21 protein-coding genes are annotated in these 26369 nt (G+C 62.6%); 7 read left to right on the forward strand and 14 right to left on the reverse strand.

The window, feature by feature from the left end; genetic code table 11:
• Window positions 1-60: 60 nt before the first annotated feature.
• Complete coding sequence (locus tag ACZYR5_RS10290; RefSeq protein ID WP_489089949.1) at window positions 61-282, reverse strand: DUF3079 domain-containing protein; 222 nt, start codon at window positions 280-282, stop codon at window positions 61-63.
• A 306-nt stretch (window positions 283-588) separates the two neighbouring features.
• Between ACZYR5_RS10290 and ACZYR5_RS10295 the strand changes: the two genes are divergently transcribed.
• From ACZYR5_RS10295 to ACZYR5_RS10310, 4 genes are read left to right on the forward strand one after another with little or no spacing between them, the layout of a single operon-like run.
• Window positions 589-1119 carry an iron transporter gene (locus ACZYR5_RS10295; protein WP_489089948.1) on the forward strand — a complete coding sequence of 177 codons (531 nt, stop codon included), beginning with the start codon at window positions 589-591 and terminating at the stop codon, window positions 1117-1119.
• Complete coding sequence (locus tag ACZYR5_RS10300) at window positions 1120-1446, forward strand: cupredoxin domain-containing protein (protein ID WP_489089947.1); 327 nt, start codon at window positions 1120-1122, stop codon at window positions 1444-1446.
• A 22-nt stretch (window positions 1447-1468) separates the two neighbouring features.
• Entirely contained in the window at window positions 1469-2323 is an 855-nt protein-coding gene (locus ACZYR5_RS10305) for an FTR1 family iron permease (RefSeq protein WP_489089946.1), read from the forward strand.
• Complete coding sequence (locus ACZYR5_RS10310) at window positions 2311-3690, forward strand: 4Fe-4S binding protein (protein WP_489089945.1); 1380 nt, start codon at window positions 2311-2313, stop codon at window positions 3688-3690. Before ACZYR5_RS10305 ends, ACZYR5_RS10310 begins: the two co-directional genes overlap by 13 nt.
• A 14-nt stretch (window positions 3691-3704) precedes the next feature.
• Here ACZYR5_RS10310 and ACZYR5_RS10315 read toward each other — a convergent pair whose 3' ends face one another.
• The 11 genes from ACZYR5_RS10315 to ACZYR5_RS10365 all read right to left on the reverse strand — a co-directional run bounded on the left by ACZYR5_RS10315 (window position 3705) and on the right by ACZYR5_RS10365 (window position 19562).
• On the reverse strand, window positions 3705-4403 hold the full coding sequence (locus tag ACZYR5_RS10315; RefSeq protein ID WP_489089944.1) for an anaerobic ribonucleoside-triphosphate reductase activating protein: 699 nt from the start codon (window positions 4401-4403) through the stop codon (window positions 3705-3707).
• Window positions 4400-4567 (reverse strand): anaerobic ribonucleoside-triphosphate reductase, encoded by a 168-nt coding sequence (gene nrdD, locus ACZYR5_RS10320; RefSeq protein ID WP_027620414.1) that lies wholly within the window; start codon window positions 4565-4567, stop codon window positions 4400-4402. Before nrdD ends, ACZYR5_RS10315 begins: the two co-directional genes overlap by 4 nt.
• Before the next feature lie 32 nt (window positions 4568-4599).
• Window positions 4600-6615 carry a ribonucleoside triphosphate reductase gene (locus ACZYR5_RS10325; protein ID WP_489089943.1) on the reverse strand — a complete coding sequence of 672 codons (2016 nt, stop codon included), beginning with the start codon at window positions 6613-6615 and terminating at the stop codon, window positions 4600-4602.
• Between the two features lie 1506 nt (window positions 6616-8121).
• Window positions 8122-9114 (reverse strand): GTP 3',8-cyclase MoaA, encoded by a 993-nt coding sequence (gene moaA / locus ACZYR5_RS10330; RefSeq protein ID WP_489089942.1) that lies wholly within the window; start codon window positions 9112-9114, stop codon window positions 8122-8124.
• A 17-nt stretch (window positions 9115-9131) separates the two neighbouring features.
• A complete protein-coding gene (locus ACZYR5_RS10335) occupies window positions 9132-10082 on the reverse strand; it encodes a peptidylprolyl isomerase (RefSeq protein WP_489089941.1) in 951 nt (316 codons plus the stop codon).
• Between the two features lie 10 nt (window positions 10083-10092).
• Window positions 10093-10773, reverse strand: a complete 681-nt coding sequence (narI, locus tag ACZYR5_RS10340; RefSeq protein ID WP_027620418.1) for a respiratory nitrate reductase subunit gamma — start codon at window positions 10771-10773, stop codon at window positions 10093-10095.
• Window positions 10766-11521, reverse strand: a complete 756-nt coding sequence (gene narJ / locus ACZYR5_RS10345) for a nitrate reductase molybdenum cofactor assembly chaperone (RefSeq protein ID WP_027620419.1) — start codon at window positions 11519-11521, stop codon at window positions 10766-10768. Before narJ ends, narI begins: the two co-directional genes overlap by 8 nt.
• A gap of 2 nt (window positions 11522-11523) precedes the next feature.
• Entirely contained in the window at window positions 11524-13062 is a 1539-nt protein-coding gene (gene narH, locus ACZYR5_RS10350) for a nitrate reductase subunit beta (protein WP_027620420.1), read from the reverse strand.
• Window position 13063: 1 nt separating this feature from the next.
• Window positions 13064-16825, reverse strand: coding sequence for a nitrate reductase subunit alpha (locus tag ACZYR5_RS10355; RefSeq protein ID WP_489089940.1), 3762 nt, complete (start codon window positions 16823-16825; stop codon window positions 13064-13066).
• A 69-nt stretch (window positions 16826-16894) separates the two neighbouring features.
• Window positions 16895-18292 (reverse strand): NarK family nitrate/nitrite MFS transporter, encoded by a 1398-nt coding sequence (locus ACZYR5_RS10360; RefSeq protein WP_489089939.1) that lies wholly within the window; start codon window positions 18290-18292, stop codon window positions 16895-16897.
• Complete coding sequence (locus ACZYR5_RS10365; RefSeq protein WP_489089938.1) at window positions 18270-19562, reverse strand: MFS transporter; 1293 nt, start codon at window positions 19560-19562, stop codon at window positions 18270-18272. The genes ACZYR5_RS10360 and ACZYR5_RS10365 overlap by 23 nt, the downstream gene beginning before the upstream one ends.
• A gap of 302 nt (window positions 19563-19864) precedes the next feature.
• Between ACZYR5_RS10365 and ACZYR5_RS10370 the strand changes: the two genes are divergently transcribed.
• From ACZYR5_RS10370 to ACZYR5_RS10380, 3 genes are all read left to right on the forward strand, one after another.
• Entirely contained in the window at window positions 19865-21667 is a 1803-nt protein-coding gene (locus ACZYR5_RS10370) for a HAMP domain-containing protein (protein WP_489089937.1), read from the forward strand.
• Complete coding sequence (gene narL / locus ACZYR5_RS10375) at window positions 21664-22308, forward strand: two-component system response regulator NarL (protein WP_489089936.1); 645 nt, start codon at window positions 21664-21666, stop codon at window positions 22306-22308. Before ACZYR5_RS10370 ends, narL begins: the two co-directional genes overlap by 4 nt.
• A gap of 85 nt (window positions 22309-22393) precedes the next feature.
• The gene (locus ACZYR5_RS10380; RefSeq protein ID WP_489089935.1) at window positions 22394-23071 is read left to right on the forward strand and encodes a Crp/Fnr family transcriptional regulator; all 678 of its coding nucleotides are present in this window, start codon (window positions 22394-22396) and stop codon (window positions 23069-23071) included.
• 169 nt (window positions 23072-23240) lie between these two features.
• On the opposite strand, the gene ACZYR5_RS10385 is transcribed toward ACZYR5_RS10380, so the two are convergent.
• Both ACZYR5_RS10385 and ACZYR5_RS10390 read right to left on the reverse strand, forming a co-directional pair.
• Window positions 23241-24896, reverse strand: a complete 1656-nt coding sequence (locus tag ACZYR5_RS10385) for a BCCT family transporter (protein WP_489089934.1) — start codon at window positions 24894-24896, stop codon at window positions 23241-23243.
• A 216-nt stretch (window positions 24897-25112) separates the two neighbouring features.
• Window positions 25113-26348 (reverse strand): MFS transporter, encoded by a 1236-nt coding sequence (locus ACZYR5_RS10390; RefSeq protein WP_489089933.1) that lies wholly within the window; start codon window positions 26346-26348, stop codon window positions 25113-25115.
• Between the last annotated feature and the right edge of the window lie 21 nt (window positions 26349-26369).

A 26369-nucleotide genomic window follows, 5' to 3' on the forward strand; every position in this document is an offset into this window, starting at 1 on the left:
CGCAAAAGCGCATGGATGGGCAGTGGCGGTGTTGGGGGGGACAGACGGGGGCGGCGACGCTCAGGGTTTGACGAACAACGAGTCTGCTGCCGGCTGATCGGCGGTGGTCGCGGCCAAGCCCCAGTCATTCGGTGCATTCCAATCCTCGCCAAAGACTTCCACCGGATGCATGGTCCGGTCAGCACCGTTGCCGCAGGCAAGGGACTTGGCCGGGCAATAGCGGTCACAGCCCCAGCAGATGCGCTCGGGGTGGTTGGGGTTATCGGGGAAGTGCTTGGCCATGCCGGTCTCCGGTGCGTGAGGGGCGCAGGTTTAATCTAATCCTCTCGCTTGCTGCCGGCCTTGATGCAAATCAAGAATCTCTAGGAGCTGGCTTGTCGGGACGCCGCATCGCAGCGAAGAGGCCTCCAGCCACACCGCAACAACTTCTTCGCTGGCAAGCCAGCTCCTACAAAGTTTTCGGTGACCGCAGAGGTGAGAATCGGTCGCAACCGTCGCTGAATTTTTCAAAACTTGATCACAATCATTATTGTTTACAACAAAGCTTCCTAGACTCGGCTTCCCACCCCAACGTCTCAGGAACTCACCATGCGTACCGCGTTTTCGCTGTCTCTCGCCCTGCTCCTGCTCAGCTCGCTGGCGCAGGCCAAGGAATACCCGATCGGGGCGCCGCAGGTGTGCCCGGGGCTGGAAGTCGGGGCGGTGTATTTGCAGCCGATTGAAATGGAACCGGCGGGGATGATGCGTGCCACCGCCGATTCCGATGTCCACCTGGAAGCCGACATCCGCGCCACCGCCGACAATCGCCAGGGCTTTCAGGAAGGCAGTTTCGTGCCTTACCTCAACGTCTCGTTCAGCCTGAAAAAACAGGGCAGCGATGAACAGATCAAGGGCGATTTCCACGCCATGGTCGCCAACGACGGGCCGCACTACGGTGACAACGTCAAGCTGCTCGGCCCGGGTAAATACCAACTGACCTTCACCCTGCTGCCACCTGGCGGCCATGGCTCGCTGGGCCGTCACACCGACAAGGAAACCGGCGTCGCGCCCTGGTTTGAACGCTGCGAACTGCACTACGAATTCGTCTACGCCGGCATCGGTAAAAAAGGCGGCTATTAAATGAAACGCCTGCGGATCGCCTGGCTGCTGGCCGCCGCCCTGCCGCTGCCGGCGTTGGCCGAATTGCCCAGCTATGAACTGAGCCTGAACGACGGCCACTTCTCCCCCGCCGTGCTCGAAGTGCCGGCGGGGCAGCGCTTCAAGATCGTCCTGAAAAACATCGGCCAAGGCCCGGCCGAATTCGAAAGCACGCCGTTGCGGGTGGAAAAAGTTCTCTCGCCCGGAGTCACCACCTTCGTCGTCATCCATCCCCTCAAACCCGGTCACTACCCCTTCTTCGACGAGTTCAACCCGCAGCTGCCCGAGGGCGGCATCCTCGCCCAGTGAGCCGTTGACCTACGGAGCTTGCATGAATCAATCAATGTTCATCGTCTGGCGCGAAAGCGTCGAGGCGCTGCTGGTCATCGGTATTCTCCAGGCCTGGATCAGCCAGCAGAGCCAAAGCCAGCGGCTGAGTAAATTCCTCTGGAGCGGTGTACTGCTGGGGCTGTTGCTCTCGGGCCTGCTGGCGCTGCTGATCATGTTTGCCGGCGACGCCATGAGCGGCGCGCTGAACGAATGGTTCCAGGCCGGCATGGCGCTTATCGCCAGCCTGTTGATGGTGCAGATGGTCGGCTGGATGCACCGTCACGGCCGCAGCCTCAAGCAGGATCTGCAGCGCCACGCCGACCAACATCTGGCCCGCCAGGGTGGCCTGGGCCTGATGCTGCTCGCACTGCTCGCGGTGAGTCGCGAAGGCAGTGAAACCGTGGTCTTCCTGTATGGCGCTGGCGCCCGATTGCGCGGGCCGGAGCTGGGGCTGTTCGCCGTTGGCGGGCTGTTGGGTCTGGTGCTGTCGGCGCTGACCATTGTCTTGCTGCACAGCAGCCGGCGGCTGATTTCCTGGCGGCGCTTCTTCGCCCTCAGCGAAGCCGTGTTGCTGATGCTCGGCGCGGTATTGCTGGTCAGCGCCAGCGAACGCATCGGCGGTCAGCTGCTGGCCATGGACCTGCCGGAATGGGTCTATGCCAGCGTCGGCGACGCGCTGTGGGACAGCAGCCATTGGCTCAGCGACAGCCATGGCCTCGGCGGCTTCCTCGCTGGATTCGCCGGCTACCGGGCGACTCCCAGTGCCATGACCCTGGTGGTGTGGCTGGGTTACTGGCTGCTGATCGCCGGCTGGCTGCGCCAACGCCGCGAGGAGCCGCTGCCATGCCTGGGCTGAGTGCACACAATCGCTGGCTGCAACGCCTGGGCGACGGCATGCGCCGGCACGCGCGAGTGATTCGTGGTTTGCAATGGCTGGTGGTGCTGTTCTACGCCGTGCTGTTGTTGATCCCGGCGATGCTGCCGCTGCCCGACAGCCAGGCGCGGATCCTCGATAACCTGACCCTGCTCGCGCAGTTTCTGTTCTGGGGCATCTGGTGGCCGTTCGTGCTGCTGTCGATTGTGCTGTTCGGCCGGCTCTGGTGCGGGGTGTTGTGCCCCGAAGGCTCACTCAGCGAGTGGGCCAGCCAGCATGGCAAAGGCCTGCGGGTGCCGCGCTGGTTGCGCTGGGGCGGCTGGCCGACGTTGGCGTTCTGCCTGACCACCCTCTATGGCCAACTGATCAGCGTCTACGACTACGCCCAGGCGGCGCTGCTGATTCTCGGCGGATCGACCGTGGCGGCGGTGCTGGTGGGGTTCCTGTTCGCCCGCGGCAAACGCATCTGGTGCCGCTACCTGTGCCCGGTCAGCGGCGTGTTCGGCCTGCTGGCACGGTTGGCGCCGGTGCATTTTCGGGTCGATGAACAGCGCTGGCTGGAAAACTCCGCAGCACACCTGCCGCCACCCAATTGCGCGCCGCTGCTGGATATCCGGCGCATGCGCGGCGCCAGCGATTGCCACGCCTGCGGACGCTGCAGCGGGCAACGCGGGGCGGTGCAATTGATCGCCCGTTCGAGCAATCAGGAAATCGTCCAGGCCACCGCACAGAACCTTTCACCCTGGGACGCGCGCCTGCTGCTGTTCGGGGTGATCGGACTGGCCATGGGCGCCTTCCAGTGGACGGTCAGCCCGTGGTTCATCACCCTCAAACAGACCCTCGCGCAGTGGCTGGTGGAGCACGACCAACTCTGGGCCCTGGCCGATAACGCGCCCTGGTGGCTGCTCACTCACTACCCGCAACTCAACGACAGTTTCAGTTGGCTCGACGGCTTCAGCATCGTCGCCTACCTGGGGCTGAGTTCACTGCTGCTCGGCGGCGCGCTCATGCTGGTGCTGCGTTTGGCGGCACGATTGGCGGGAGATCGAACACTCTATTGGCCGCTGGCCCTGACCCTCACACCCCTGGGCGGTGCCGGACTGTTTCTCGGTCTGTCGGCGACCACGGTGAAGTTGCTGCGCTACGAAGGGTTGATCCTGGACTGGGTGCAGCCCGCCCGAGCGGCGTTGCTGCTGGCGGCAATGGCCTGGAGTCTGCTGCTGGGCTGGCAACGCCTGAACAGCGCGCGTCTGTCTTTGCAACGGCAACTCGCGGCCAGCGCCTGTCTGCTGCTGGCCGTTGGTATGATCGGTGTGGGTTGGTGGCTGCAGTTCTGGGGCTGGGCCTGAATCGCCCTGCCCCATCATCCGCGCAAGACAAACACCGGGAACAACTCACGCAGCGCCTGCCACAGCTCCGGCAGCGCTGCTCCATGGGCCGAAAGGCTTGGCAGCAACGGATCGAACATCTGCTCGGTGCGCACCAGTTGCACCGCGTAGCGCTTGACCCCGCGCTCGCTCAAACGCCGAGCCAGGGTCAGCAGCCGCGGCGGATCGATCAGGTGCCAGTGCACGGTGGTGCGACACTCATAGTCGACCCCGCTGGCCAGCAGATAATCGAGGCTGCACCAGTTGGCCGCGCCGCTGCCGCCGACCCGGGTGATCAGCCGGGTATCTTCGGGCAACGCCTTGACGTCGAAGCCCACCCAATCCGCCCCCTCCACCGCCTTGGCAAACGCCTGCGGCTTGATCCCGGCGCTGTGCAGGCCGATGCGAAAACCCATCTCCCGCACTTCATCCATGGCGCCCCGCAGGCCGTGCTGCAAGGTCGGCTCGCCACCACTGAACACCACCGCATCGAGCAGATCCTGACGGCGCTGCAGAAACGCCAGAACCCGCAGCCAATCCACTTCCTCGGTACCCCGAGGCGGGATCAGTTGCGGGTTATGGCAGTACCGGCAACGCCAGGCGCACCCCTGGCAAAACAGCACACAGGCGAGCAGCCCCGGATAGTCGATGGTGGTCAGGGGCAGCATGCCCCCGACCCTGAGCATTCGGCTCATTGGCGCCCGGCCAGCGCCGCGCTTTCAGTGAAATGTACGCGCTCGCGGTGTTCCGATTGCTTGCCCGGGTTGAAGGCCGAGACCGGACGGTGATAGCCCATCACCCGGGTCCAGACTTCACAGCGTTGACGTTGCGCCTGGGGCAGTGTGGTCGATGCAGTCATGGTGTAGCTCCTTGCGTTTGAGTGAATTGAAATCAGTGAACGCTGGCGGTTTTCTGCGCCTGCAACAGCAGGGCTTCGTCGCATTTCGGGCAGAACTCGTGCTCGCCGGCGAGGTAGCCGTGGACCGGGCAGATAGAGAAGGTCGGGGTCACCGTCAGGTACGGCAGACGGAAGCGCCCGAGGGCCTTGCGCACCAGTTGCTTGCAGGCCTGGGTCGAGGAAATCCGCTCGGCCATGTACAGGTGCAGGACGGTGCCGCCGGTGTATTTGCACTGCAGTTCGTCCTGCAGTTCCAGGGCCTCGAACGGGTCCTGGGTGTAGCCAACCGGCAACTGCGAAGAGTTGGTGTAGTACGGCGCCTCGCGGCAGCCGGCCTGGAGAATGTCCGGGTAGCGCTTCAGATCTTCCTTGGCGAAACGGTAGGTTGTGCCCTCGGCCGGGGTGGCTTCGAGGTTGTAGAGGTGGCCGGTTTCCTCCTGGAAACGCACGAGGGTCGCGCGCACATGGTCCAGCAACTGCACGGCGAATTGCCGGCCTTGCTCGGTGTGCATGCCCTCCTCGTCGCCGCTGAAATTGCGCAGCATTTCATGCAGGCCGTTGAGGCCGATGGTCGAGAAGTGATTGCGCAGCGTGCCCAGGTAACGCTTGGTGTAGGGGTACAGGCCGGCGTCCATGTGGTGCTGGATCACCTTGCGCTTGACCTCCAGGCTCTCCATCGCCAGCGCCATCAGCTCATCCAGGCGCTGCAGCAGACCGCTGCTGTCGCCCTTGAACAGATAGCCCAGGAGCGCACAGTTGATCGTCACCACCCCCAGCGAACCGGTCTGTTCCGCCGAGCCGAACAGCCCGCCACCGCGCTTGAGCAATTCGCGCACATCCAGCTGCAGGCGGCAGCACATCGAGCGCACCTGGTTGGGCTGCATGTCCGAGTTGAGGAAGTTCTGGAAGTACGGCAGGCCATAGCGCGCGGTCATTTCGAACAGGCGGTCGGCGTTTTCGCTGTCCCACGGGAAGTCGTGGGTGATGTTGTAGGTCGGGATCGGAAAGGTGAACACCCGGCCCTTGGCATCGCCGGCCTGCATCACTTCGATGTAGGCACGGTTGAGCAGGTCCATTTCGACTTGCAGCTCGCCATAGGCAAAGGGCATTTCTTCACCGCCGATTACCGGGATCTGTTCGCGCAGATCCTGGGGGCAGACCCAGTCGAAGGTCAGGTTGGTGAAGGGTGTCTGGGTGCCCCAGCGCGAGGGCACGTTGAGGTTGTAGATGAACTCCTGGATGGCCTGGCGCACTTCGTCATAGGGCAACTGATCCTTGCGTACATAGGGCGCCAGGTATGTGTCGAATGAGCTGAAGGCCTGGGCCCCGGCCCATTCGTTTTGCAGGGTGCCGAGGAAGTTGACCATCTGCCCCAGGGCGCTGCTCAGGTGCTTTGGCGGACCGGCCTCGACCCGTCCCGGCACGCCGTTGAGGCCTTCGTGCAACAGGGTGCGCAGCGACCAGCCGGCGCAGTAGCCGGCGAGCATGTCGAGGTCGTGCACATGCAGATCCGCCTCGCGGTGGGCCTGGCCGATGGCCTCGCTGTAGACCTCGTCGAGCCAATAATTGGCGGTGACCTTGCCCGAGACATTGAGCACCAGGCCGCCGAGGGAATAACCCTGGTTGGCGTTGGCCTGGACCCGCCAGTCTTCGCGGTCGAGGTACTCGTTCATCGAGGTCGCGACCTCGACCATGGTCCGCCGATCGCGGCGCATGCGCCCGTGTTGTTCGCGGTAGACGATGTAGGCACGCAGCGCGTTGAAGTAACCGGCGTCCATCAGCACCCGCTCGACCCGGTCCTGGACCTGTTCGACATGCAGCCGGCTCATACCCTCCAGGCGCGCCAGCACCGCCAGCAGCAAGCCCTCGACTTCCACCTCGGTGTAGTCGCCGGTGGCCTTGCCGGCGGCGATCAACGCCTGGCGGATCTTGTCGGCATCAAAGGCAACCACGTCGCCATTGCGCTTGTGCAAACGGTTGCATCCGGTTGAGATCAACGTACTGTGCATTCAGCCCCCAAACACTACATATAGGTTTTTAATCTTTTAAAAACACAACATGCGGTGCAGGGTACGGAGAAAGCGCGGGGTTGGAATTGATGGATGTCAAGATTGGGTGGGGGAAGTCTTGCTAAATTCTGCAGCCACCGTAGATACCCTGTAGGAGCTGGCTTGCCGGCGATGGCTATTTGTCGGTGTACATATCCATTCCTGCGATAACGGCCACCTATGGTTTCGCTCTTACAGCGAGTCCCTTTGGCAAACGCCGGAATGCCGGCCCAGCCCAAAGGAACCAAAGGTCTTTGCCCCAACATCCGGCCCCCTCGCCTAGGCTCGGCGTACCTTCGCTCTGGCATCCATCCGCGGGTCATCGCCTCCGGTTGGCTTCGCTGGCACCTCCTCTCGATGACTGCGGCTACGCCGCAGCGCGCTACGCGCTCCCCTCGGATGAATGCCTCCACTCAGCCTTCTGTAACGGGGCCGGTCAATCAAGATCACAAGCAACCGAGGCGGCCTATCGGCCGGCCTGACGGGGGACGCAGTTCACCCCCCTGTAGGAGCTGGCTTGCCAGCGAAGATAGTCAACGATGACGCAGCTGTCCTGGTTGTACGCGGCGGCCACAGATTTTTCGCTGGCAAGCCAGCTCCTACAGAAATTTGCGGTGGATGCATATCTTGCGAACGACCAGGACATTGTAGGAGCGAGCCTGCTGGCGATGGTCGTCAACGATGACGCAGCTGTCCTGGATGTACGCGGCGGCCACAGATTTTTCGCTGGCAAGCCAGCTCCTACAGAAATTTGCGGTGGATGCATATCTTGCGAACGACCAGGGCATTGTAGGAGCCAGCCTGCTGGCGATGGTCGTTAACGATGACGCAGCTGTCCTGAATGTACGCGGCGGCCACAGATTTTTCGCTGGCAAGCCAGCTCCTACAGAAATTTGCGGTAGATGCATATCTTGCGAACGACCAGGACATTGTAGGAGCCAGCCTGCTGGCGATGGTCGTTAACGATGACGCAGCTGTCCTGAATGTACGAGGCGGTCTCAGGTTCCTCGCGAGCAGGCTCGCTCCTACAGGGGGGGATACGACACCCAGAAAAACCAGGTCGGCCGGTAGGCCGCCTCGTTGGCCGTGACCACTCAACAGGCCGAACGTTAGCTCGCCTGCCGCTTTTGATCTTGATTCACCGGCCCCGTCGGAAGGCTGAGTGGAGGTATTCATCCGGGGGGAGCGCGGTGCGCGCTGCGGCGCAGCCGCAGTCATCGAGAGGAGGTGCCAGCGAAGCCAACCGGAGGCGATGACCCACGGATGGAGACCGGAGCGAAGGTACCCCGAGCCTAAGCGAGGGGCCGGACGTTGGGGCAAGCGTTTTTTGCTTATTTTTTTGCTGGGCCGGCACACCGGCGTTTGAAAAAAGTGAGTCGCCGTCAGGCGAAACCATAGGTGGCCGTTACTGCAGGAATGGATATGTACACCGGGAAAACGCCTTCGCTGGCAAGCCAGCTCCTACACTCACCCCCCACTCATATTCATGAACCGCACCACCTGCACCTCCCCCTGCGGGTTGAAATCATGCCGCAGCGGCTTACCACGCAAGGCCTTATGGATCGCCTTGATCACCGGCTGATCATCCAGCGGATAGCGCCGCAACAGCCCACGCAAGTCGAGGGCATTATCCTGGCCGAGGCACAGCAGCAACTTGCCTTCGACCGTCATCCGCACCCGATTGCAGCTGGCGCAGAAGTTGTGGCTGTTGGGTGAGATGAAGCCAATGCGAGTCTCGGGGTGTTGTGCCAGGCGCACGTAGCGCGCCGGGCCGCCGCTGTTTTCGGTGCTGTCGAGCAGGCTGTGACGGGTGGCGATCAGCGCCCGGACTTCGTCGCTGGAACAGAAGGATTCGCCCCGGGAACGACCTACATCGCCCAAGGGCATCTCCTCGATAAAGCTGATATCGATGCCCTGGTCGATGGCGTACTGCACCAGCGCCGGCACTTCATCGAAGTTGCGGCCCTTCATCACCACACAGTTGAGCTTGATCCGCTCGAACCCGGCCTCCCGCGCCGCTTCGATGCCGCAGAGCACCTGGGCCAGATCACCGTTGCGGGTGATCGCGCGAAATTTCTCCGGATCGAGACTGTCGAGGCTGATGTTCATGCGCTTGACCCCGGCCTGCGCCAGGGGCCGCGCCAGGCGCCCCAGTTGCGAGCCGTTGCTGGTCATCACCAGTTCGCGCAGGCCCGGCAAGGCTGCGATGTTGCGACACAGGTCGACGATGCCCGGACGGATCAGCGGCTCGCCGCCGGTGAGGCGGATCTTGCGCACGCCCATGCCGACAAACAGCGCCGCCAGGCGCTGCAACTCTTCCAGGGTGAGCACCTGCTGACGGGGCAGGAAGGTCATGTTTTTCGCCATGCAATACACACAGCGAAAATCACAACGATCCGTCACCGACATCCGCAGATAATCGATTTGCCGCCCAATTCCATCCAGCATCACAGCGTCCATCACAGCTCCCGGTTTTCTTACTGCACCAGCGGTGAGTCGGCGCCCTGCAGGCGAATGCCGCGAATATCGGCCGCGCCAATCAGGGTTTGCAGGTACTGCACCAGGGCTTTTTGCCAGACGCCCTGCTGCAACTGCGTACGGATCGCCGTCGCCACCGCTTCATACGGCAACGGCTGGCCGTCGATGCGCTGGTCGACACTGATCACGTGCCAGCCATAACGACTTTCCAGCGGTTTGGCCGCCAGCCCTGCCTGCAAGGTAAACAGCTGACGCTCCAGCTCGGGCACGGTCTGGCCCTTGCTGATCTGCCCCAGCGAGCCGCCCTGGGCCTTCGACGGACAGGCCGAATACTGCTCGGCCAGCTCGGCGAAGCTGCCGGGGAAATCCGCCAGCCGTTGCAGCAGCACTTCCGCCTGATCGTGGGCCATGCCCCGCGCCTCGGCATCATCCGGCGCGCATTCGAGCAGGATGTGTCGCACCGCCAGCAACGGTGCGCTATGGAAACGCGCACGGTTGTTTTCGAAGAAGCGCAGGCAGGTTGGCTCGTCGCATTCCGGCACTTGCACTTCACGTTCAAGCAGCAAGCGGGTCGCCGCCTCCTCCTCGTTCTCGCCAGCGCCAATCTCCAGGGCCAAGCCGAGCTCGGCCACCCGCTGCTGCAACAGCTCGCGGATCACCAGCGCGCTGGCGGCCTGGTACACCGCCTCCTCGCGGCTGTCGGCCGGGTGATATTGCAGCTCCTGGGCCATGGCCTCGGGGCTGATCGCCACCTCGTTGACGCTGATGATCGGCCATTCCTGCTCACTGCTGGCGATCAACTGGGCGGGTGCCTCGGGTTCGACCGCCAAGGCTTCGAACTGCGCCGCAACCACCGGCTCAACGACCGGTGCAAGCGCCTCGGCCTTGGCCGAAGAACCGCAACCACCGCTGCCGCCGTTACCGCCGCCACATCCACATCCACCTGACATGATGTTCTCCTCAGAATTTCTGCCGAACGATTTGATAACGACGTCCCAGGTACCAGATCGGCGCGCTGACGATGTGCACCAAGCGGGTGAACGGGAACAGCACGAACAGGGTCAAGCCGAGAAACACGTGGAGCTTGTAGACCAGGCCGACCTCGGCGATCGATTGCGCCGCCTCGATCGGCCGCAGCAGCACCACGTTCTGCGCCCAGTCGGCAAGCATCACCATCACCGAACCGTCCATGTGCGAGGTGGAGGCGACGATGGTCAGCAGGCCGAGCACCAACTGCGCCAGCAGCACCAGCAGGATCAGGATGTCCGAGGTGCTGGACGTGGCCCGTACCCGTGGGTCGCTGAGACGGCGGTTGACCAGCATCAGCAAGCCGATCAGGCACAGCAGGCCGAAGAAACCGCCGGACACCATCGCCAGCAACTGCTTGTGCTCGGTGCTGATCACGTGGTGATAGACCGAGGCCGGGGTCAGCAGGCCGACAAAGTGCCCGGCCAGCACGAACAGCACGCCGATGTGGAAGAAGTTGCTTGCCACACGCATCCCGCGACCGCTGAGCATCTGGCTGGAACCGGCCTTCCAGGTGTACTGCGACAGGTCGAACCGGGCCCAGCTGCCGATCAGGCAAATCGCCAGGGCGACATAGGGATAGATCCCGAACGCCAACAGATTCCACTTAGACATTGCGTGCCTCCTTGGCCGGCGCGGCGGCCAGCCCTTCATGCTGAAAATCCACCCAGTGCAACGGCACCGCGCTTTCTTCCCGGGCCTTGCCCGGGGCGCTTGGCAGCGAACTGCAACGGTCCTGCTGCTCGGCCTTGAGGAAATCCACGGCCTCCTCTTCCCAGATCTTGTCGAGGGCTTCGAGGGAGTCGTCGCGCACCTCGGCGGCCACTTGCTCGCGCAAATCGGCCACTGCCTGATGGGGCTCGGCACCGGCAATCTGCAGGAGCGCGCGGAAGCAGCTGGCGTAGGCGCTTTCACGCTCCTCCAGACGCGCCGCGAGCAAGGCCAGCAAGTGCGAAATGTCCGCCAGGCCCTCGCGGGCATCGAGGTCGTCGCAGGTCGAGAGGTACTCCAGGTACAGCGGGATGTAGTCCGGCAGCTCCTTGACGCCGATGGCAAAACCGGCGGCGTCGTACTGGGCCATCATGTCGACCATGGCCTGGCCACGGTCGCGGGACTCACCGTGCACGTGTTCGAACAGCAGCAACGACAGCGCGCGGCCACGGCCGAACAGCGCACCGTAGTGCTCCTGGCCATCCATCAGGTCGTTGCCGCAGATCAGCTCGAGCAACTCGAACAACGCACCGCGCTGTTTCGGGCTGATTTCCCGCGACTGCAGAATCGCCTGCTCCAGTTCGTCGCGGCCAGTGACCAGGTGTTCGGTCGGGTAATCGAGCAACAGCGAAATCACTTTAAGAATTTGCATGCTCAGTCCTCCCACAACTGTACGGTTTTCAGAACGTCGCGGCGGTTGGCTTTCTTCGCCCCGAACATGTTGGTGTCGGAGGCGCCGCTGCAACCACTGCCGAAGCTGAAGCCACAACCGGAGCGTTCGGCGAAGGCATCGCTCATGGCGTCTTCACGGTGGGCACTCGGCACCACGAAGCGGTCTTCGTAGTTGGCGATGGCCAGGTAGCGGTACATCTCCTCGACCTGTTCCACGCTCAAGCCGACATCCTTGAGCACTTGCAGGTCCTGCAGGCCATCGACCTGCTCGGAGCGTTTGTAGGCACGCATCGCCAGCAGGCGTTTCAGCGCGCGCTTGACCGGTTTTTCATCGCCGGCGGTCAGCAGGTTGGCCAGGTAGCGCAGCGGAATCCGCAGGCTGTCGACGTCCGGGATCACCCCGTTCATGCCGACGGTGCCGGCCTCGGCAGCGTTCTGGATCGGCGACAGTGGCGGCACGTACCAGACCATTGGCAAGGTGCGGTATTCCGGGTGCAGCGGCAGTGCGAGTTTCCAGTCGACGGCCATTTTGTACACCGGCGAACGCTGGGCGGAGTCGATGACCGACTGCGGTACGCCGTCTTTCAGGGCCTGGCGAATCACCGCTGGGTCGTTCGGGTCGAGGAAGATCTCCAGTTGCTTCTCATAGAGATCGTGCTCGTTGGCCGTGCTCGCCACTTCGCTGATGCGGTCGGCGTCGTAGAGCAATACGCCGAGGTAGCGAATACGTCCGACGCAGGTTTCCGAGCAGACGGTGGGCATGCCGGCTTCGATCCGTGGGTAGCAGAAGATGCACTTCTCGGATTTGCCGCTCTTCCAGTTGAAGTAGATCTTCTTGTACGGGCAGCCGCTGATGCACATCCGCCAGCCGCGGCATTTCTCCTGGTCGATCAGGACAATGCCGTCCTCTTCACGCTTGTAGATCGCGCCGCTCGGGCAGGACGCCGCGCACGCCGGGTTGAGGCAGTGCTCGCAGAGGCGTGGCAGGTACATCATGAAAGTGTTTTCGTACTCGCCGTAAATGTCCGCCTGGATCTTGTCGAAGTTCTTGTCCTTGCGACGCTTGGCGAACTCGGTGCCGAGGATTTCTTCCCAGTTCGGGCCCCACTCGATCTTCTGCATGCGCTTGCCGGAGATCACCGAACGTGGCCGCGCGGTCGGCTGGTGCTCGCCCAGCGGTGCGGTGTGCAGGTGCTGGTAGTCGAAGTCGAACGGCTCATAGTAGTCGTCGATGCTTGGCAGGTCGGGGTTGGCGAAGATGTTCGCCAGCACCCGGAACTTGCCGCCGATGCGCGGGTTTATGCTGCCGTTGGCATTGCGCACCCAACCGCCCTTCCACTTGTCCTGGTTTTCCCATTCTTTCGGGTAACCGATGCCGGGCTTGCTTTCAACGTTGTTGAACCAGGCGTATTCCATGCCTTCGCGGCTGGTCCAGACGTTTTTGCAGGTGATCGAGCAGGTGTGGCAGCCGATGCATTTGTCCAGGTTCAGGACCATGCCGATTTGTGAGCGAATCTTCATCTCAGTTCTCCTCGATATCGGTCGGCAACGGACGCGGCAGGTCATCGCCGGTTGAGCCATCGAGCCAGTCGATTTTCGACATTTTGCGCACTACGACGAACTCGTCGCGGTTGCAGCCGACGGTGCCGTAGTAGTTGAAACCGTAGGCCTGCTGGGCATAGCCGCCGATCATGTGGGTCGGCTTGAGCACCACGCGGGTCACCGAGTTGTGGTGGCCGCCACGGGTCTTGGTGGTCTCCGAGCCCGGCACGTTCACGATCCGCTCCTGGGCGTGGTACATCATCACCATGCCGTCCTTGACCCGCTGGCTGACCACCGCCCGGGCGGTCAGTGCGCCGTTGGCGTTGAAGCATTCGATCCAGTCGTTGTCCTCGATGTTGGCGCGCTTGGCGTCGTTCTCCGAGAGCCAGACAATCGGTCCGCCACGGCTCAGGGTGAGCATCAGCAGGTTGTCGCTGTAGGTGCTGTGGATGCCCCATTTCTGGTGCGGGGTGATCCAGTTCAGGACGATTTCGGTCTCGCCATTGCTGCGCTTGCCTTTGACGCCCTCGATGGTCCGGGTGTTGACCGGTGGCCGGTAGCTCATCAATTGCTCGCCGAAGGCCTGCATCCACGGGTGATCCTGGTAGAACTGCTGGCGGCCGGTGATGGTGCGCCACGGGATGTTCTCGTGAACGTTGGTGTAGCCGGCGTTGTAGCTGACGTGATCATCTTCGAGCCCCGACCAGGTCGGGCTGGAGATGATCTTGCGCGGCTGCGCCTGGATATCGCGGAAGCGAATCGCCTCGTGGGCCTTGGACAGCGCCAGGTGGCTGTGGTCGATGCCGGTGAATTCCGACAGTGCTGCCCACGCCTTGACTGCAACCTGACCGTTGGTTTCCGGGGCCAGGGAGAGAATCACTTCGGCGGCGTCGATGGCGCTGTCGATTTTTGGCCGACCCTTGCTGATCCCGGCGGCGGTTTCGTGGTGGTTGAGTTCGCCGAGGAATTTCACTTCATCCTCGGTGTTCCAGTTGATGCCCTTGCCGCCGTTGCCTTGTTTCTCAAGGATCGGGCCGAGCGAGGTGAACTGCTTGTAGATGTTCGGGTAGTCGCGCTCGACCACTTGCAGGTTCGGTGCGTTCTTGCCCGGTTGCGGGGCCACACCGGCGCTTTTCCAGTCGGTGCCGCCGAACGGTTGCGCCAGTTCGCCGACGCTGTCGTGCATCAGCGGAACGGTGAGCAGGTCTTTCTCGACACCCAGGTGCCCCTCGGACATGGCCGAGAAAGCCTTGGCGATGCCTTTGTAGATTTCCCAGTCGGAACGCGATTCCCACGCCGGGTCGATGGCCGCCGACAGCGGGTGGATGAACGGGTGCATGTCCGAGGTGTTCATGTCGTCCTTTTCGTACCAGGTGGCGGTCGGCAGGACGATGTCGGAGTACATGCAGGTCGAGGACATGCGGAAGTCCAGGGTGGTGACCAGGTCGAGCTTGCCGATGGCGCCTTCGTCGACCCATTCGGCCTCTTGCGGCTTGCAGTCGCCGGTCTTGCCGAGGTCTTCGTTCATCACCCCGTTCTTGGTGCCGAGCAGGTACTTGAGCATGTACTCGTGGCCCTTGCCCGAAGAACCCAGCAGGTTGGAACGCCAGATGAACATGTTGCGCGGGAAGTTCACCGGGCTGTCCGGCTGTTCGCAGGCGAAACGCAGCGAGCCGTCCTGCAGCGCCTTGACCACATAGTCCTTGGGCTCCATGCCGGCCGCCGTTGCGTCGCGGCAGATGTGCAGCGGGTTGGTGTTGAGTTGCGGCGCACTCGGCAACCAGCCGGCGCGTTCGGCGCGGATGTTGTAGTCCAGGGCGTGCTCGGGGAACTGCGACTTGTCGGCCAACGGCGAGAGAACATCGTGCATGTTCATTTTCTCGTGGCGCCATTGCGAGCTGTGGGCATAGAAGAAGCTGGTGCCGTTCATTTGCCGGGAAGGACGGTTCCAGTCCAGGCCGAACGCCAGCGGCAGCCAGCCGCACTGCGGACGCAGCTTTTCCTGGCCAACGTAGTGCGCCCAGCCGCCACCGGTCTGGCCGACGCAACCGCAGAGCATGAGCATGTTGATCAGCCCGCGGTAGTTCATGTCCATGTGGTACCAGTGGTTCATCGCCGCGCCGACGATGATCATCGAGCGACCACGGGTCTTGTCGGCGTTGTCGGCGAACTCACGGGCAATCTGGATGGCTTTTTCACGGCTGACGCCGGTGATTTTTTCCTGCCAGGCCGGGGTGCCGGGCACCGAGGCGTCGTTGTAGTCCTTGGCAACGTTGGCGCCACCCAGGCCACGGTCGATCGCCAGGTTGGCGGCGGACAGGTCGAACACAGTCGCCACCTTGGCCACGCTGCCATCGGCCAGGGTCAGGCTGTGCACCGGCACCCGGCGAAATTGCACGGCATCGCCGGCGACGTGCTGGAAGTAATCGTGGGCTTCGCCGGCGAAATACGGGAAGGCCACTTCGGCGACGTCTTCACCGATCAGGCTGAGCTTGAGGTCGATCTCGCGGCCTTCGCCGCCTTCACGGGGCAGGATGTTCCACTTGCCCTTCTCGCCCCAGCGATAACCGATCGAACCTTGCGGCGACACCAGTTCGCCGTAGGCATCGAGGGCGATGGTTTTCCATTCCGGGTTGTTGTCCTGGCCAAGGTTGTCGGTCAGGTCGCTGGCGCGCAGGAAGCGGTCCGGCTGGTAGCCGGCATCGCCCATTGGCTTGAGCAGCACCAGCACCGGCAAGTCGGTGTAGCGCTTGGCGTAGTCGGTGAAATAGGCGCTCGGCTTGTCGAGGTGGAATTCCTTGAAGATCACATGGTTGAAGGCCTGGGCCAGTGCGGCGTCGGTGCCCTGTTTCGGGTTGAGCCAGAGGTCGGTGAGCTTGGCGACTTCCGAGTAGTCCGGGGTGATCGATACCGTCTTGGTGCCCTTGTAGCGGACTTCGGTGAAGAAGTGCGCGTCCGGGGTCCGGGTCTGCGGGACGTTGGAGCCCCAGGCAATGATGTAGTTGGAGTTGTACCAGTCGGCCGATTCCGGCACGTCGGTCTGCTCGCCCCAGACCATCGGCGAGGCCGGTGGCAGGTCGCAGTACCAGTCGTAGAAGCTCAGGCAGGCGCCGCCGATCAGCGACAGGTAACGGGCGCCGGCGGCGTAGCTGACCATCGACATGGCCGGGATCGGCGAGAAGCCGACGATGCGGTCCGGGCCATACTGCTTGATGGTGTAGACGTTGGACGCGGCGATGATTTCGTTGGCTTCGTCCCAGCTCGAACGGATGAAACCACCCATGCCGCGCTTGCTTTTATACGAGTCGGCCTTGGCCTTGTTCTCGACAATGCTCGCCCAGGCCTCGACCGGCGCCAGAGTACGGCGGGCTTCGCGCCACAATTTGAGCAGCGGCTTGCGGATTTTCGGGTACTTGAGGCGGTTGGCGCTGTAGATGTACCAGCTATAGCTGGCGCCACGCGGGCAGCCACGGGGCTCGTGGTTGGGCAGGTCGTTGCGGGTGCGCGGGTAGTCGGTCTGCTGGGTTTCCCAGGTGATCAGGCCGTTCTTCACGTAGATTTTCCACGAGCACGAACCGGTGCAGTTCACCCCGTGTGTGGAGCGCACGATCTTGTCGTACTGCCAGCGCGAACGGTAGACGTTCTCCCAGTCGCGGGACTCTTTGCGAGTCTCGCCATGGCCTTCGGAAAACTCGTTTTGCTTGCGGTTGAAAAACCGCAGTTGATCCAGTAAATGACTCACGGTGTAGTCCTCTCAGGCTTGCTGCGGGGTTCTGCGCCCCGCCCACGCAATGGTTGGATTCAGGTCGTCTCAGCAGGGTGTCGCGGCGCCTTTGCGCGCGTACCACCACCAGGTCACGAGGATGCAGCTCAGGTAAAAGCCGACGAACATGTAGAAGGCCATCGCCGGGCTGCCGGTCAGCGCCATCGACGAGCCGAAGGTCTTGGGAATGAAGAACGCACCGAAGGCACCCATGGCCGAACTGAAACCGAGCACGGCGGCCGATTCTTTACCGGCATCCTTCAGCGCCTGTTCGCGCACCGCGGCGGATTTGCCGGCGGCGGCTTTTTCATGCTGGCTGCGGAAGATCACCGGGATCATGCGGAAGGTGGAGCCGTTGCCTATGCCGGTGGTGATGAACAGCAGCATGAACATGCCGAGGAAGCCGTAGAAGTTGCCGCCCTTGCCGTCCTGCGGCAGGAAGTGCATGACCGCGAAGACCATCACGATCATCGCCACGAAGTTCCACAGGGTCACTCGCGCACCACCGAGCTTGTCCGCCAGCCAGCCGCCCAATGGGCGTACCAGGGCGCCCACCAGTGGGCCGAGGAAGGCGAATTTCAGGGCGATGACGTCCGGAAACGAGGTCTTGATCAGCATCGGGAAGGCAGCAGAGAAGCCGATGAACGAGCCGAAGGTCGCCAGGTACAGCCAGCACATCAGCCAGTTATGCTTGCGCTTGAAGATCACCGCCTGCTCGCTGAACGAGGCACGGGCGCTGGACAGGTCATTCATGCCGAACCAGGCCAGCAGGGTCACCAGGATGATGAACGGGACCCAGATGAAGCCGGCGTTCTGCAGCCAGAGTTGAGTGCCGTCCGGCAGCACCTGGGCATTGCCACCGAGGAAGCCGAACACGCCGAAGGTGATCACCAGCGGCACGCAGAACTGCATCACCGAGACCCCGAGGTTGCCCAGGCCGGCGTTCAACCCGAGCGCCGTGCCCTGCTGCGACTTCGGATAGAAGAAGCTGATGTTGGACATGCTCGAGGCAAAGTTGCCGCCGCCGAAACCGCAGAGCAAGGCGATGATCACGAACACGCTGTAGGAGGTGCTGGTGTCCTGCACCGCGAAGCCCATCCAGATCGACGGGATCAACAGCGATGCGGTGCTCAGGGCGGTCCAGCGGCGGCCACCGAAGATCGGCACCATGAACGAGTAGAACACTCGCAAGGTGGCGCCGGACAACCCCGGCAGCGCTGCCAGCCAGAACAACTGGTCGGTGCTGAAGCTGAAACCGATGGCGTTCAGGCGCACGATCACCGTGCTCCAGACCATCCACACGGCGAAGGCCAACAGCAGCGCCGGGATCGAAATCCACAGGTTACGGGTGGCGGTCTGTTTGCCGCTTTTGCCCCAGAACGCTGGGTCCTCGGGGCGCCAGTCATGAATGACCGGGCCTTTGTCAGGCTTTTGCAGAACGGACATGGTTGTCTCCTTGGGCAATGCTGGAATTCGGGGCCGACGCTTTACCGAGCAGCGGGCTTTTGCGCACTTCGCTGAGGTACATCCAGATCAGGGACACCCAGACCACGCCGTACAGCAACATGAAGCAGGACGAGCGCACGCCGGTGAGGTCGACCAGGGCGCCGAACATGATCGGCAGCACGAACCCGCCAAGGCCGCCGGCCAGGCCGACGATGCCGGACACTGCGCCCATGTTGGTCGGGTAGTCGTTGGCGATGTATTTGAAGACCGAGGCCTTGCCGAACGCGAAGGCGATGCCCATGACGAACAGCAGCACGGTGAACAGCACGGGGTTGAGGCCGATGTGGAAATCCACCGGGCCATTGATGGTCTGCACTTGCAGTTGGGTCTGTGGGTAGGAGAGCAGGAACAGGCAGATCCAGCTGACCCACAGCACCCACCAGGTCACGCTCTGCGCGCCCCAGCGATCCGACATCCAGCCACCCACCGCGCGCAGCACGCCGCCGGGCAAGGAGAAACAGGCCGCCAGCAGCGCCGCGCTCTGCAGGCTGAAGCCGTATTCCTGGACGTAGTACTTGGTCATCCACAACGCCAGGGCGACATAGCCACCGAAGACAATCGAGTAGTACTGGCAGTAGCGCCACACCGCCGGATCCTTGAGCGAGCTCAACTGCTCACGCAGGCTGGCGCCCGAGGCGCTGCGGTGGGCCTTGTTGTCGGCGGTGAGGAACCAGAACAGCAGCGCGGTGATGAACAGGATCGCGCTGAAGACTTTCGGCACCAGCTGCCAGCTGCCGGCGGCAATCAGTGCCGGGGCGAGGAATTTGGTGACTGCCGAACCGGCGTTGCCGGCACCGAAGACGCCCATGGCAAAACCCTGGTTGTCCTTGTCGAACCACTTGGCGACGTAGGCGATGCCCACCGAGAACGAACCACCGGCGAGGCCGACGAACAGGCCCAGCACCAGGAATTGCCAGTAGGCGGTGGCGTGGCTGATCAGGTACAGCGGTGCGACGCAGGACAGCATCAGCAGGAAGAACACCGTGCGCCCGCCGAAGCGGTCGGTCAGCAGGCCCAGCGGCAAACGCACCAGCGAGCCGGTGAGGACCGGAGTGGCGGCCAGCAGGCCGAATTGGGTTTCGTTGAGCTGGAGCAGGTCCTTGATCGGCACGCCGAGCACGGCGAACATCATCCAGACCATGAAGCAGACGGTGAAGGCCAGCGTGCTCATGCCCAGCACCAAGCCTTGTTGTACACGGGGTCGGATCACAATGCGCTCCAGTCGGTTAGCGATGCCGGCAGAGTAGAGAGCGAGACCCCGGAAAAACTTGATCCACATCAACGTCCGCCAAAGCCATCCAGGGCTATGCTTGTGCTGTCTACCTCCAAGGAGGTAGAGCGCAAATAGCGGCAAAGCCTTTGTTTATCAGCAACTTGACCTTTCAGGTGGGGGTTTCTGTCGACCACGGCACCTCGACAACTCTTTAGAGGTAGCGCCCGCCAATCGCCGCCCTTCCCCACCCTGGAGCTGCCCATGCGCTGCTTTTTCATCTTCAATCGAGACCTGCGCTGATGCTTCGCTGGCTGCGCAGCTCCCTGCCCGCTCGCGCCGGGCTGGCGGTGATCCTGATCGCCATGCTGGCGTTGGCCAGCTCCCTGAGCGCCGGGCTGATCGCCTGGTTCAGCCAGGGCGACGCGGCGGCCATCAACACCGCCGGCTCGGTGCGCATGGAGACTTACCACCTGAGCTGGAAGCTCGCCGCCGGCGCCGACCGTGAACAACTCAATGCCGTGCGCGACAGCCTGCAACGGCGCCTCGACAGTCAGCCACTCAAGGCGGTGCTGGAAGACGGCCCGAGTACCGCACTGCAAACCAGCTACCGGCAGATCCTCGCGCAGTGGAACGAGGTGCTGCTTCCGGCCCTCGAGCGTGGCGATGCGACGGCGTTCCAGGCCCATACCCAGCCCTTCGTCGAGCAACTGAATCAGTTCGTCAACCTGCTGCAGCGCCACAGCGAGCAGAAGCAGAGCTGGCAACAGGTGATCCAGGGCCTGGCGCTGTTCACCACCATGATTGTCCTGCTGGTCGGTCTGTATGAGTTGCAGTACGGCGTGGTCGCGCCGCTCAAGGAATTGGTCGAGGCCACCCAGCGCTTTCGGCGCGGCGACTATCGGGCGCGGGTCAATCACCAGTCCGAGGACGAACTGGGTCAGTTGGCGACCAGCTTCAATGCCATGGCCGAGACCATCGAAGAATCCCACCGCACCCTGGAAAGCCAGGTCCGGCAAAAGACCCTGAACCTGCAACAGGCGAACGCCGCCCTCGAATTGCTCTATCAAAGCAGCGGCAGCCTGGCCACACGCCTGGCCAATGCCGAAGGCCTCGATGAGTTGATCCGACGTTTCCAGCAACGCCTGCCAGGCCTGCGCCTGACCCTGTGCCTGCAAGGCCAGCAGCAGGCACCGGCCCAGCAGTTGCTGGCCCTGCACGGCGCCAGCACCCGCGATGTGTGCGCCAGCAGCGATTGCGCCGGCTGCCAGAAGCACCACAGCAGCAGCCTGCAGACCTTCAGCATCAGCAATCAGGGCAGCGAACTGGGGGAACTCAAGGCGCATTTTGTCGACGGCCACACCGCACAGGCCTGGGAAACCCAATTGATCCAGGCCCTGGCCAACCTGATCGGCACCTCGCTTTCACTCAAGCGCCAACGCGAGCAGGATCACCGCCTGTTGCTGCTCGACGAGCGCACCATCATCGCCCGCGAACTCCACGACTCCCTGGCCCAGGCGCTGTCCTACATGAAGCTGCAGGTCAGCCGCATGCAGACCCTGATGCGCCGTGGCGAGCCGGTGCAGACCCTGGAACAGGTTACCGGCGAGTTGCGCGAAGGCCTGAACAATGCCTATCGCCAGTTGCGCGAATTGCTCACCACCTTCCGCCTGCAGATCGACGACGCCGGCCTGGTGCAGGAGCTCAAGGACACCGCCGCCGAGTTCTCCCGCCGTGGCGAATTCGCCGTGCACCTGCACCTCGACACCCTGGCCTTCGAGCTGTCGGCCAGCGAACAGATCCACATCCTGCAGATCACCCGCGAAGCCCTGTCCAACTGCCTGCGCCACGCCCACGCGCAGAACGCCTGGCTGGAACTGCGCCAGGACGGCGAGACGGTGCGCCTGCTGGTGGAAGACGACGGCCGCGGCTTCAGCGGCAACGTCGACCAGCGCGAACACCACGGCTTGAACATCATGGATGAGCGGGCGCGCAGCTTGCGCGGGCAGCTGAAAATATTCTCCCGGGAGCCCCAGGGCACTCTGGTCCAGCTTGAATTCCTGCCGGAGTTTCTTGGCCGGCACACAGAAGGTAGCGTCACATGAGCCCCACCCCACAGCACCGCATCCTGCTGGTCGACGATCATCCGATGATGCGCCGCGGCATCCGCCAGATGCTCGAGCTCGAAGAGGATTTCCTGATCGTCGGCGAAGCCAACCATGGCGAGGAGGCGCTGACCCTGATCGAGCCGCTGCAGCCGGACCTGATCCTGCTGGACAACAACATGCCGCAGTTGAACGGCATCGAGACCCTGCGCCGCCTGCGGGCCATGGACTACGCCGGCAAGGTGCTGCTGTTCACCGTGTCGGACGCCGAAGACGACATTCGCGACGCCCTGCGCCTGGATGCCGACGGCTATCTGCTCAAGGACATGGAGCCGGAGCTGCTGATCCAGTACATCCGCGATGCCCTCGACGGCAACCTGGTGGTCAGTCCCGGCCTGACCCGGGTCATGGCCCAGGCCCTGCGCTCGCCGCCACGCCAGGCGGTGGTGGAGCTGACCGAACGCGAACGCCAGGTACTGAAGACCATCGCCGCCGGCTTCAGCAACAAGGTGATCGGGCACAAGCTGGGGATCACCGAGGGCACGGTCAAGGTGCATGTGAAGAACCTGCTGCACAAGCTCGGCCTGCGCTCGCGGGTCGAGGCCGCCGTGTGGGCCATGGAGCATTTGCGCAACCACTGAAGCAACTGCCTCCTTCGAGGTAGGCCGGCAGAGGCATAGGTGTGGCGGGCCGCGCGCTCTAAAATGCGCGGCAGCGGAGGTATCCATGCTGACCCACCCTTCTACTGTTCAAACGTTGCGCCGTCATCACCTGTTCAGCCAACTGCCGGAGCAGGTGTTCAAGGAAGTCTGCGCCCTGGCTACGCTCAGGCGCCTGGACTGCCACGGTACGCTGGTGCATCAGGGCGACCCGGCCAAGCGCTTTTTCCTGCTGGTCAGTGGCCAGATCAAGCTGTATCGACTGACCGGTGAAGGCCAGGAAAACCTGGTGGAAATCATCCAGCCCGGGCAGACCTTTGCCGAAGCCCTGCTGTTCAGCCAGGCCCGCTGCTACCCGGTGAGCGCCACCGCGCTCAAGGACAGCATGCTGGTAAGCATCGAGGGCCAGCACTACCGCAACGCCCTGGAAGACGCGCCGCAAGTCTGCCTGGCGATCCTCGCCAGCATGAGCATGCACTTGCACCTGCGCCTGCGTGACATCGACACCCTGACCATCGCCAGCGCCAGCCGGCGGGTGATCAATTTCCTGCTGCAGGAGCGCCACCCGGACACCGGGGAGATCGTGCTGCAAGTCTCCAAGCGCCTGGTGGCGTCGAAACTGGGGATCCAGCCGGAGACCTTTTCGCGGATCCTGCATCGCCTGGTGGAGAGCGACATGATCGCCATGGACCGGCGCACCATCCACCTGCTCGCCGCAGAAGACGCGCTGGCGACATTCCACTAGGCAGAATTGATTGCCATCAATTGCCCGGCGCCAGTGGCCTTGCACACTGGTCCGGCCCATTCATGGATATCGTCAATGCCCCTGTAGGAGCTGGCTTGCTAGCGAAGCGGACGGCACATCCGACAGAGGTGTCGGCTGACCCACCGCCATCGCGAGCAGGTCCGAACGATCAGGCGGCGGCCAGGGACTCCGGCTGCCGGTCACGGCGCTCGGCCTCGTGCTGCGGCACAGCCGCCGGGGTCCAGGCCGGGGTGCTTGGCATTTCCTTGCGCAGGCTGTGAATCAGGGTGTACGACATCACCAGCAACAGCATGGCGATCGGCAGGCCGGCGACGATGCTTGCCATCTGGATCGCCTTCAGCCCACCGGCCAGCAGCAGCCCCGCAGCAATCGCCCCTTCCAGCAGGCACCAGAGCACTCTGATCCAGTTCGGCGGATTGGTGCTGCCCAGGGCGCACAAGGTACAGAGCACCTGGGTTCCGGCGTCCGCGGTGGTCACGAAGTGCACCCCGAGCAACACACAGACCAGGATCGACAACGCCGCGCCAATGGTCGGGCCATCAAGGGACTGCAACAGGGTGAACATCGCCGCGGTGGTTTCTTTCTTGGTGGCCTGCAGAATCGTCCCGCCTTCGAACTTCGCCGGCTCCGTGCCGACCTGCTGCGCAGCAACAGAGGCCTGGTAGGCCTGGCGGTCCTGCTGTTCATTCTTCAGCGCAGCACCACCGAACACCGACATCCACAGAATGGTGACCATGGTCGGCACCACCAGCGCACCGATCACCAGTTCGCGAATGGTCCGGCCCTTGGAGATACGCGCAATGAACAGGCCCACGAACGGCCCCCAGGTCATCCACCACGGCCAGTAGAACGCCGTCCACCAGTTCTGCCATTCGCTGTCTTTCTGGGTGTCCATCCAGAAACTCAGGCCGACAATGTTCTGCACATAATCCCCGGTGGACTCAAACATCAGGTTGAGAATGTAACGGGTCGGCCCGATCGCCAATACCGCCAACATCAGGACGAACGACAAATACATATTAAGCGTGGAGATACGCTTCATGCCTTTGGACAAACCGGCCAACAGCGAAATACAGGCAACAACACTGACAAACAAAATAATCGATAACTGCAGCCCCACACTGATAGGCAAACCAAATACGTCATGCATGCCGGTATTGATCTGCACGACGCCAAGGCCCAGCGACTGGGAAACACCAAAGGCGGTAATGATCACGCCCATGATGTCGACCACATGCCCGATCCAACCATAAATGCGCTCGCCGATCAGCGGATACAGCAGCGAGCGCAAGGCCAGTGGCAAGCCCTTGCGGTAGGCAAAGTAGGCCAGGCCCAGGCCGATCATGGAAAAGATCGCCCAAGGGTGAAGGCCCCAGTGGAATAGGGTAATGCGCATCGCCAGGGTCGCCGATTCATCGGTCAGGCCCTTGGAGAACGGGTTGTCGGCGTAGTGCAGCATGGGTTCTGCCACCGACCAGAAAATCAGCCCGATGCCCATCCCGGCGCTGAACAGCATGGCGATCCAGGAGGCAAAACTGAACTCGGGGCGGTCATGTTCGGTGCCCAGTTTCAGATTGCCGAAACGGCTCATGGAGATATACAGCAGCAAACCCAGGACACCGGTGATCAGCGCCAGGTAATACCACTTGAAGTTATGCAGGATAAAGGTGGAAGCCGCTTCAAAAGCTTTGGCTGCCTGTTGATCTTTAAAGGCACAGAATAAAACGAACAAGATAACGCCCACTATCGAGAGCACTGTCACAGTCGGATTAAGGCCCTTCAACATGCCGGATTGCGCACGCATTGTTATTCCCCTTTTGTTTTTGTTTAAGGGTGTAGTTGCTGTCCGCAGGGTGCTTATTGCCTGATATCGAGCGATACCAGGGCAGTGTTCATCTGCAGGTTAATTCAGGTCCATCTCGGTTTTGGCAGCCGTGCCAATTTGCTTGAAGCCCTACCACCGTTCAAACCATATTTAGTCACCGACTCATGAGAAAACCGCATCAATAAAACCATGGCGCTAGGGCCGGTCAGTGCCCTCCTCTGCCGTCATCAGGTTGCAGCTGGCAATCCCGTTGGGGGTCACCGGGTGCTGCAACGGCGCATCGCTGCGCAAGTGCTCACCGGTGACTTTTGCCTGGCCCACACAGAGGGCGAGCAACAGCGCACTGGCGGTGTAGAAGTAGTAAAAGCTCGCTGTGCCGAGGTGTTCCATCAACGCGCCGGCAACCAAAGGGCCGATGCAGGCGCCGATGCCGAAGGTGATCAGCAGCATGCCGGAGAGCGACACCCGTAACGCCGGTTCCATATTGTCGTTGGCCAGCGCCACACCCAACGGATACAGGCAGAACTGCAGGAAGCCGATGCCTGCGCCAAACCACAGCAAAGTAGCAAACCCGGGCGCCTGGTTGAGCGCCAGCGGCAGACTGATGACGATCAGCAGCAGCGCCACCGCGCGGATCAGGCTCGCCCGTGGCAAGCGGTCCGAGAGCCAGCCCAGGGGCAACTGGGCCAACAATCCGGCAGCAATGGACAGCGCCATGAACTGGCCGACCTGGGCGGTCGTCAGCCCCTGCTTGCTGGCGTAGATCGCCGCCAGGCCGTAGAAGCTGCCGTTGAGCACGCCGGACACCAGCACCGTGACCAACGACTGCGGGATCCGCCGCAGGAACAAGCGCAGGTCAATCGACGCCGCCGGTATCGCCGTGGGATGCATGCTGCGGGTCAGCGCCACCGGCACCGAACCAAGGGCGAAGACCATCGCCACGCCAAGCAGCGCGCGGATGCCCAAGCCGTCATCCAGGCTCAGGGCCAGGTTACCCAGCATCATGCCGACGTAACTGGCGACCATGTACAGCGCCAGGACCTTGCCGCGCTGCTCGGTCCTGGCCTGGTCGTTGAGCCAACTTTCCACCACCATCAACTGACACATCATCGCCAGCCCCACTAGCGCCCGCAGCACCAGCCAGAACGGCAGCGACGAGCTAAATTCGTGCCCCAGCACCGCCGCGCAAATGATCCCGGCACAGGCCGCGTAAGTGCGAATATGCCCGACCTGCGCAATCAGGCTGCGCCCCACCCAGCCGCCCAGCACCATGCCCAGGGCATTGGCGGCCATCAACGCCCCCCCAGCAGTTTCGCTGGCTCCCGAATCGTTCAGGCGCAACGCCAGGTAGGTCATCAACATCATCGATCCCAGCTGCATCATCGAGCTGGCCAAATACAGCGCGCCGAAGGTCTTCGTCAGTCCAAACACGGTGCCGATTCCAGAAAAAAG

Source organism: Pseudomonas sp. F007, assembly GCF_057814275.1.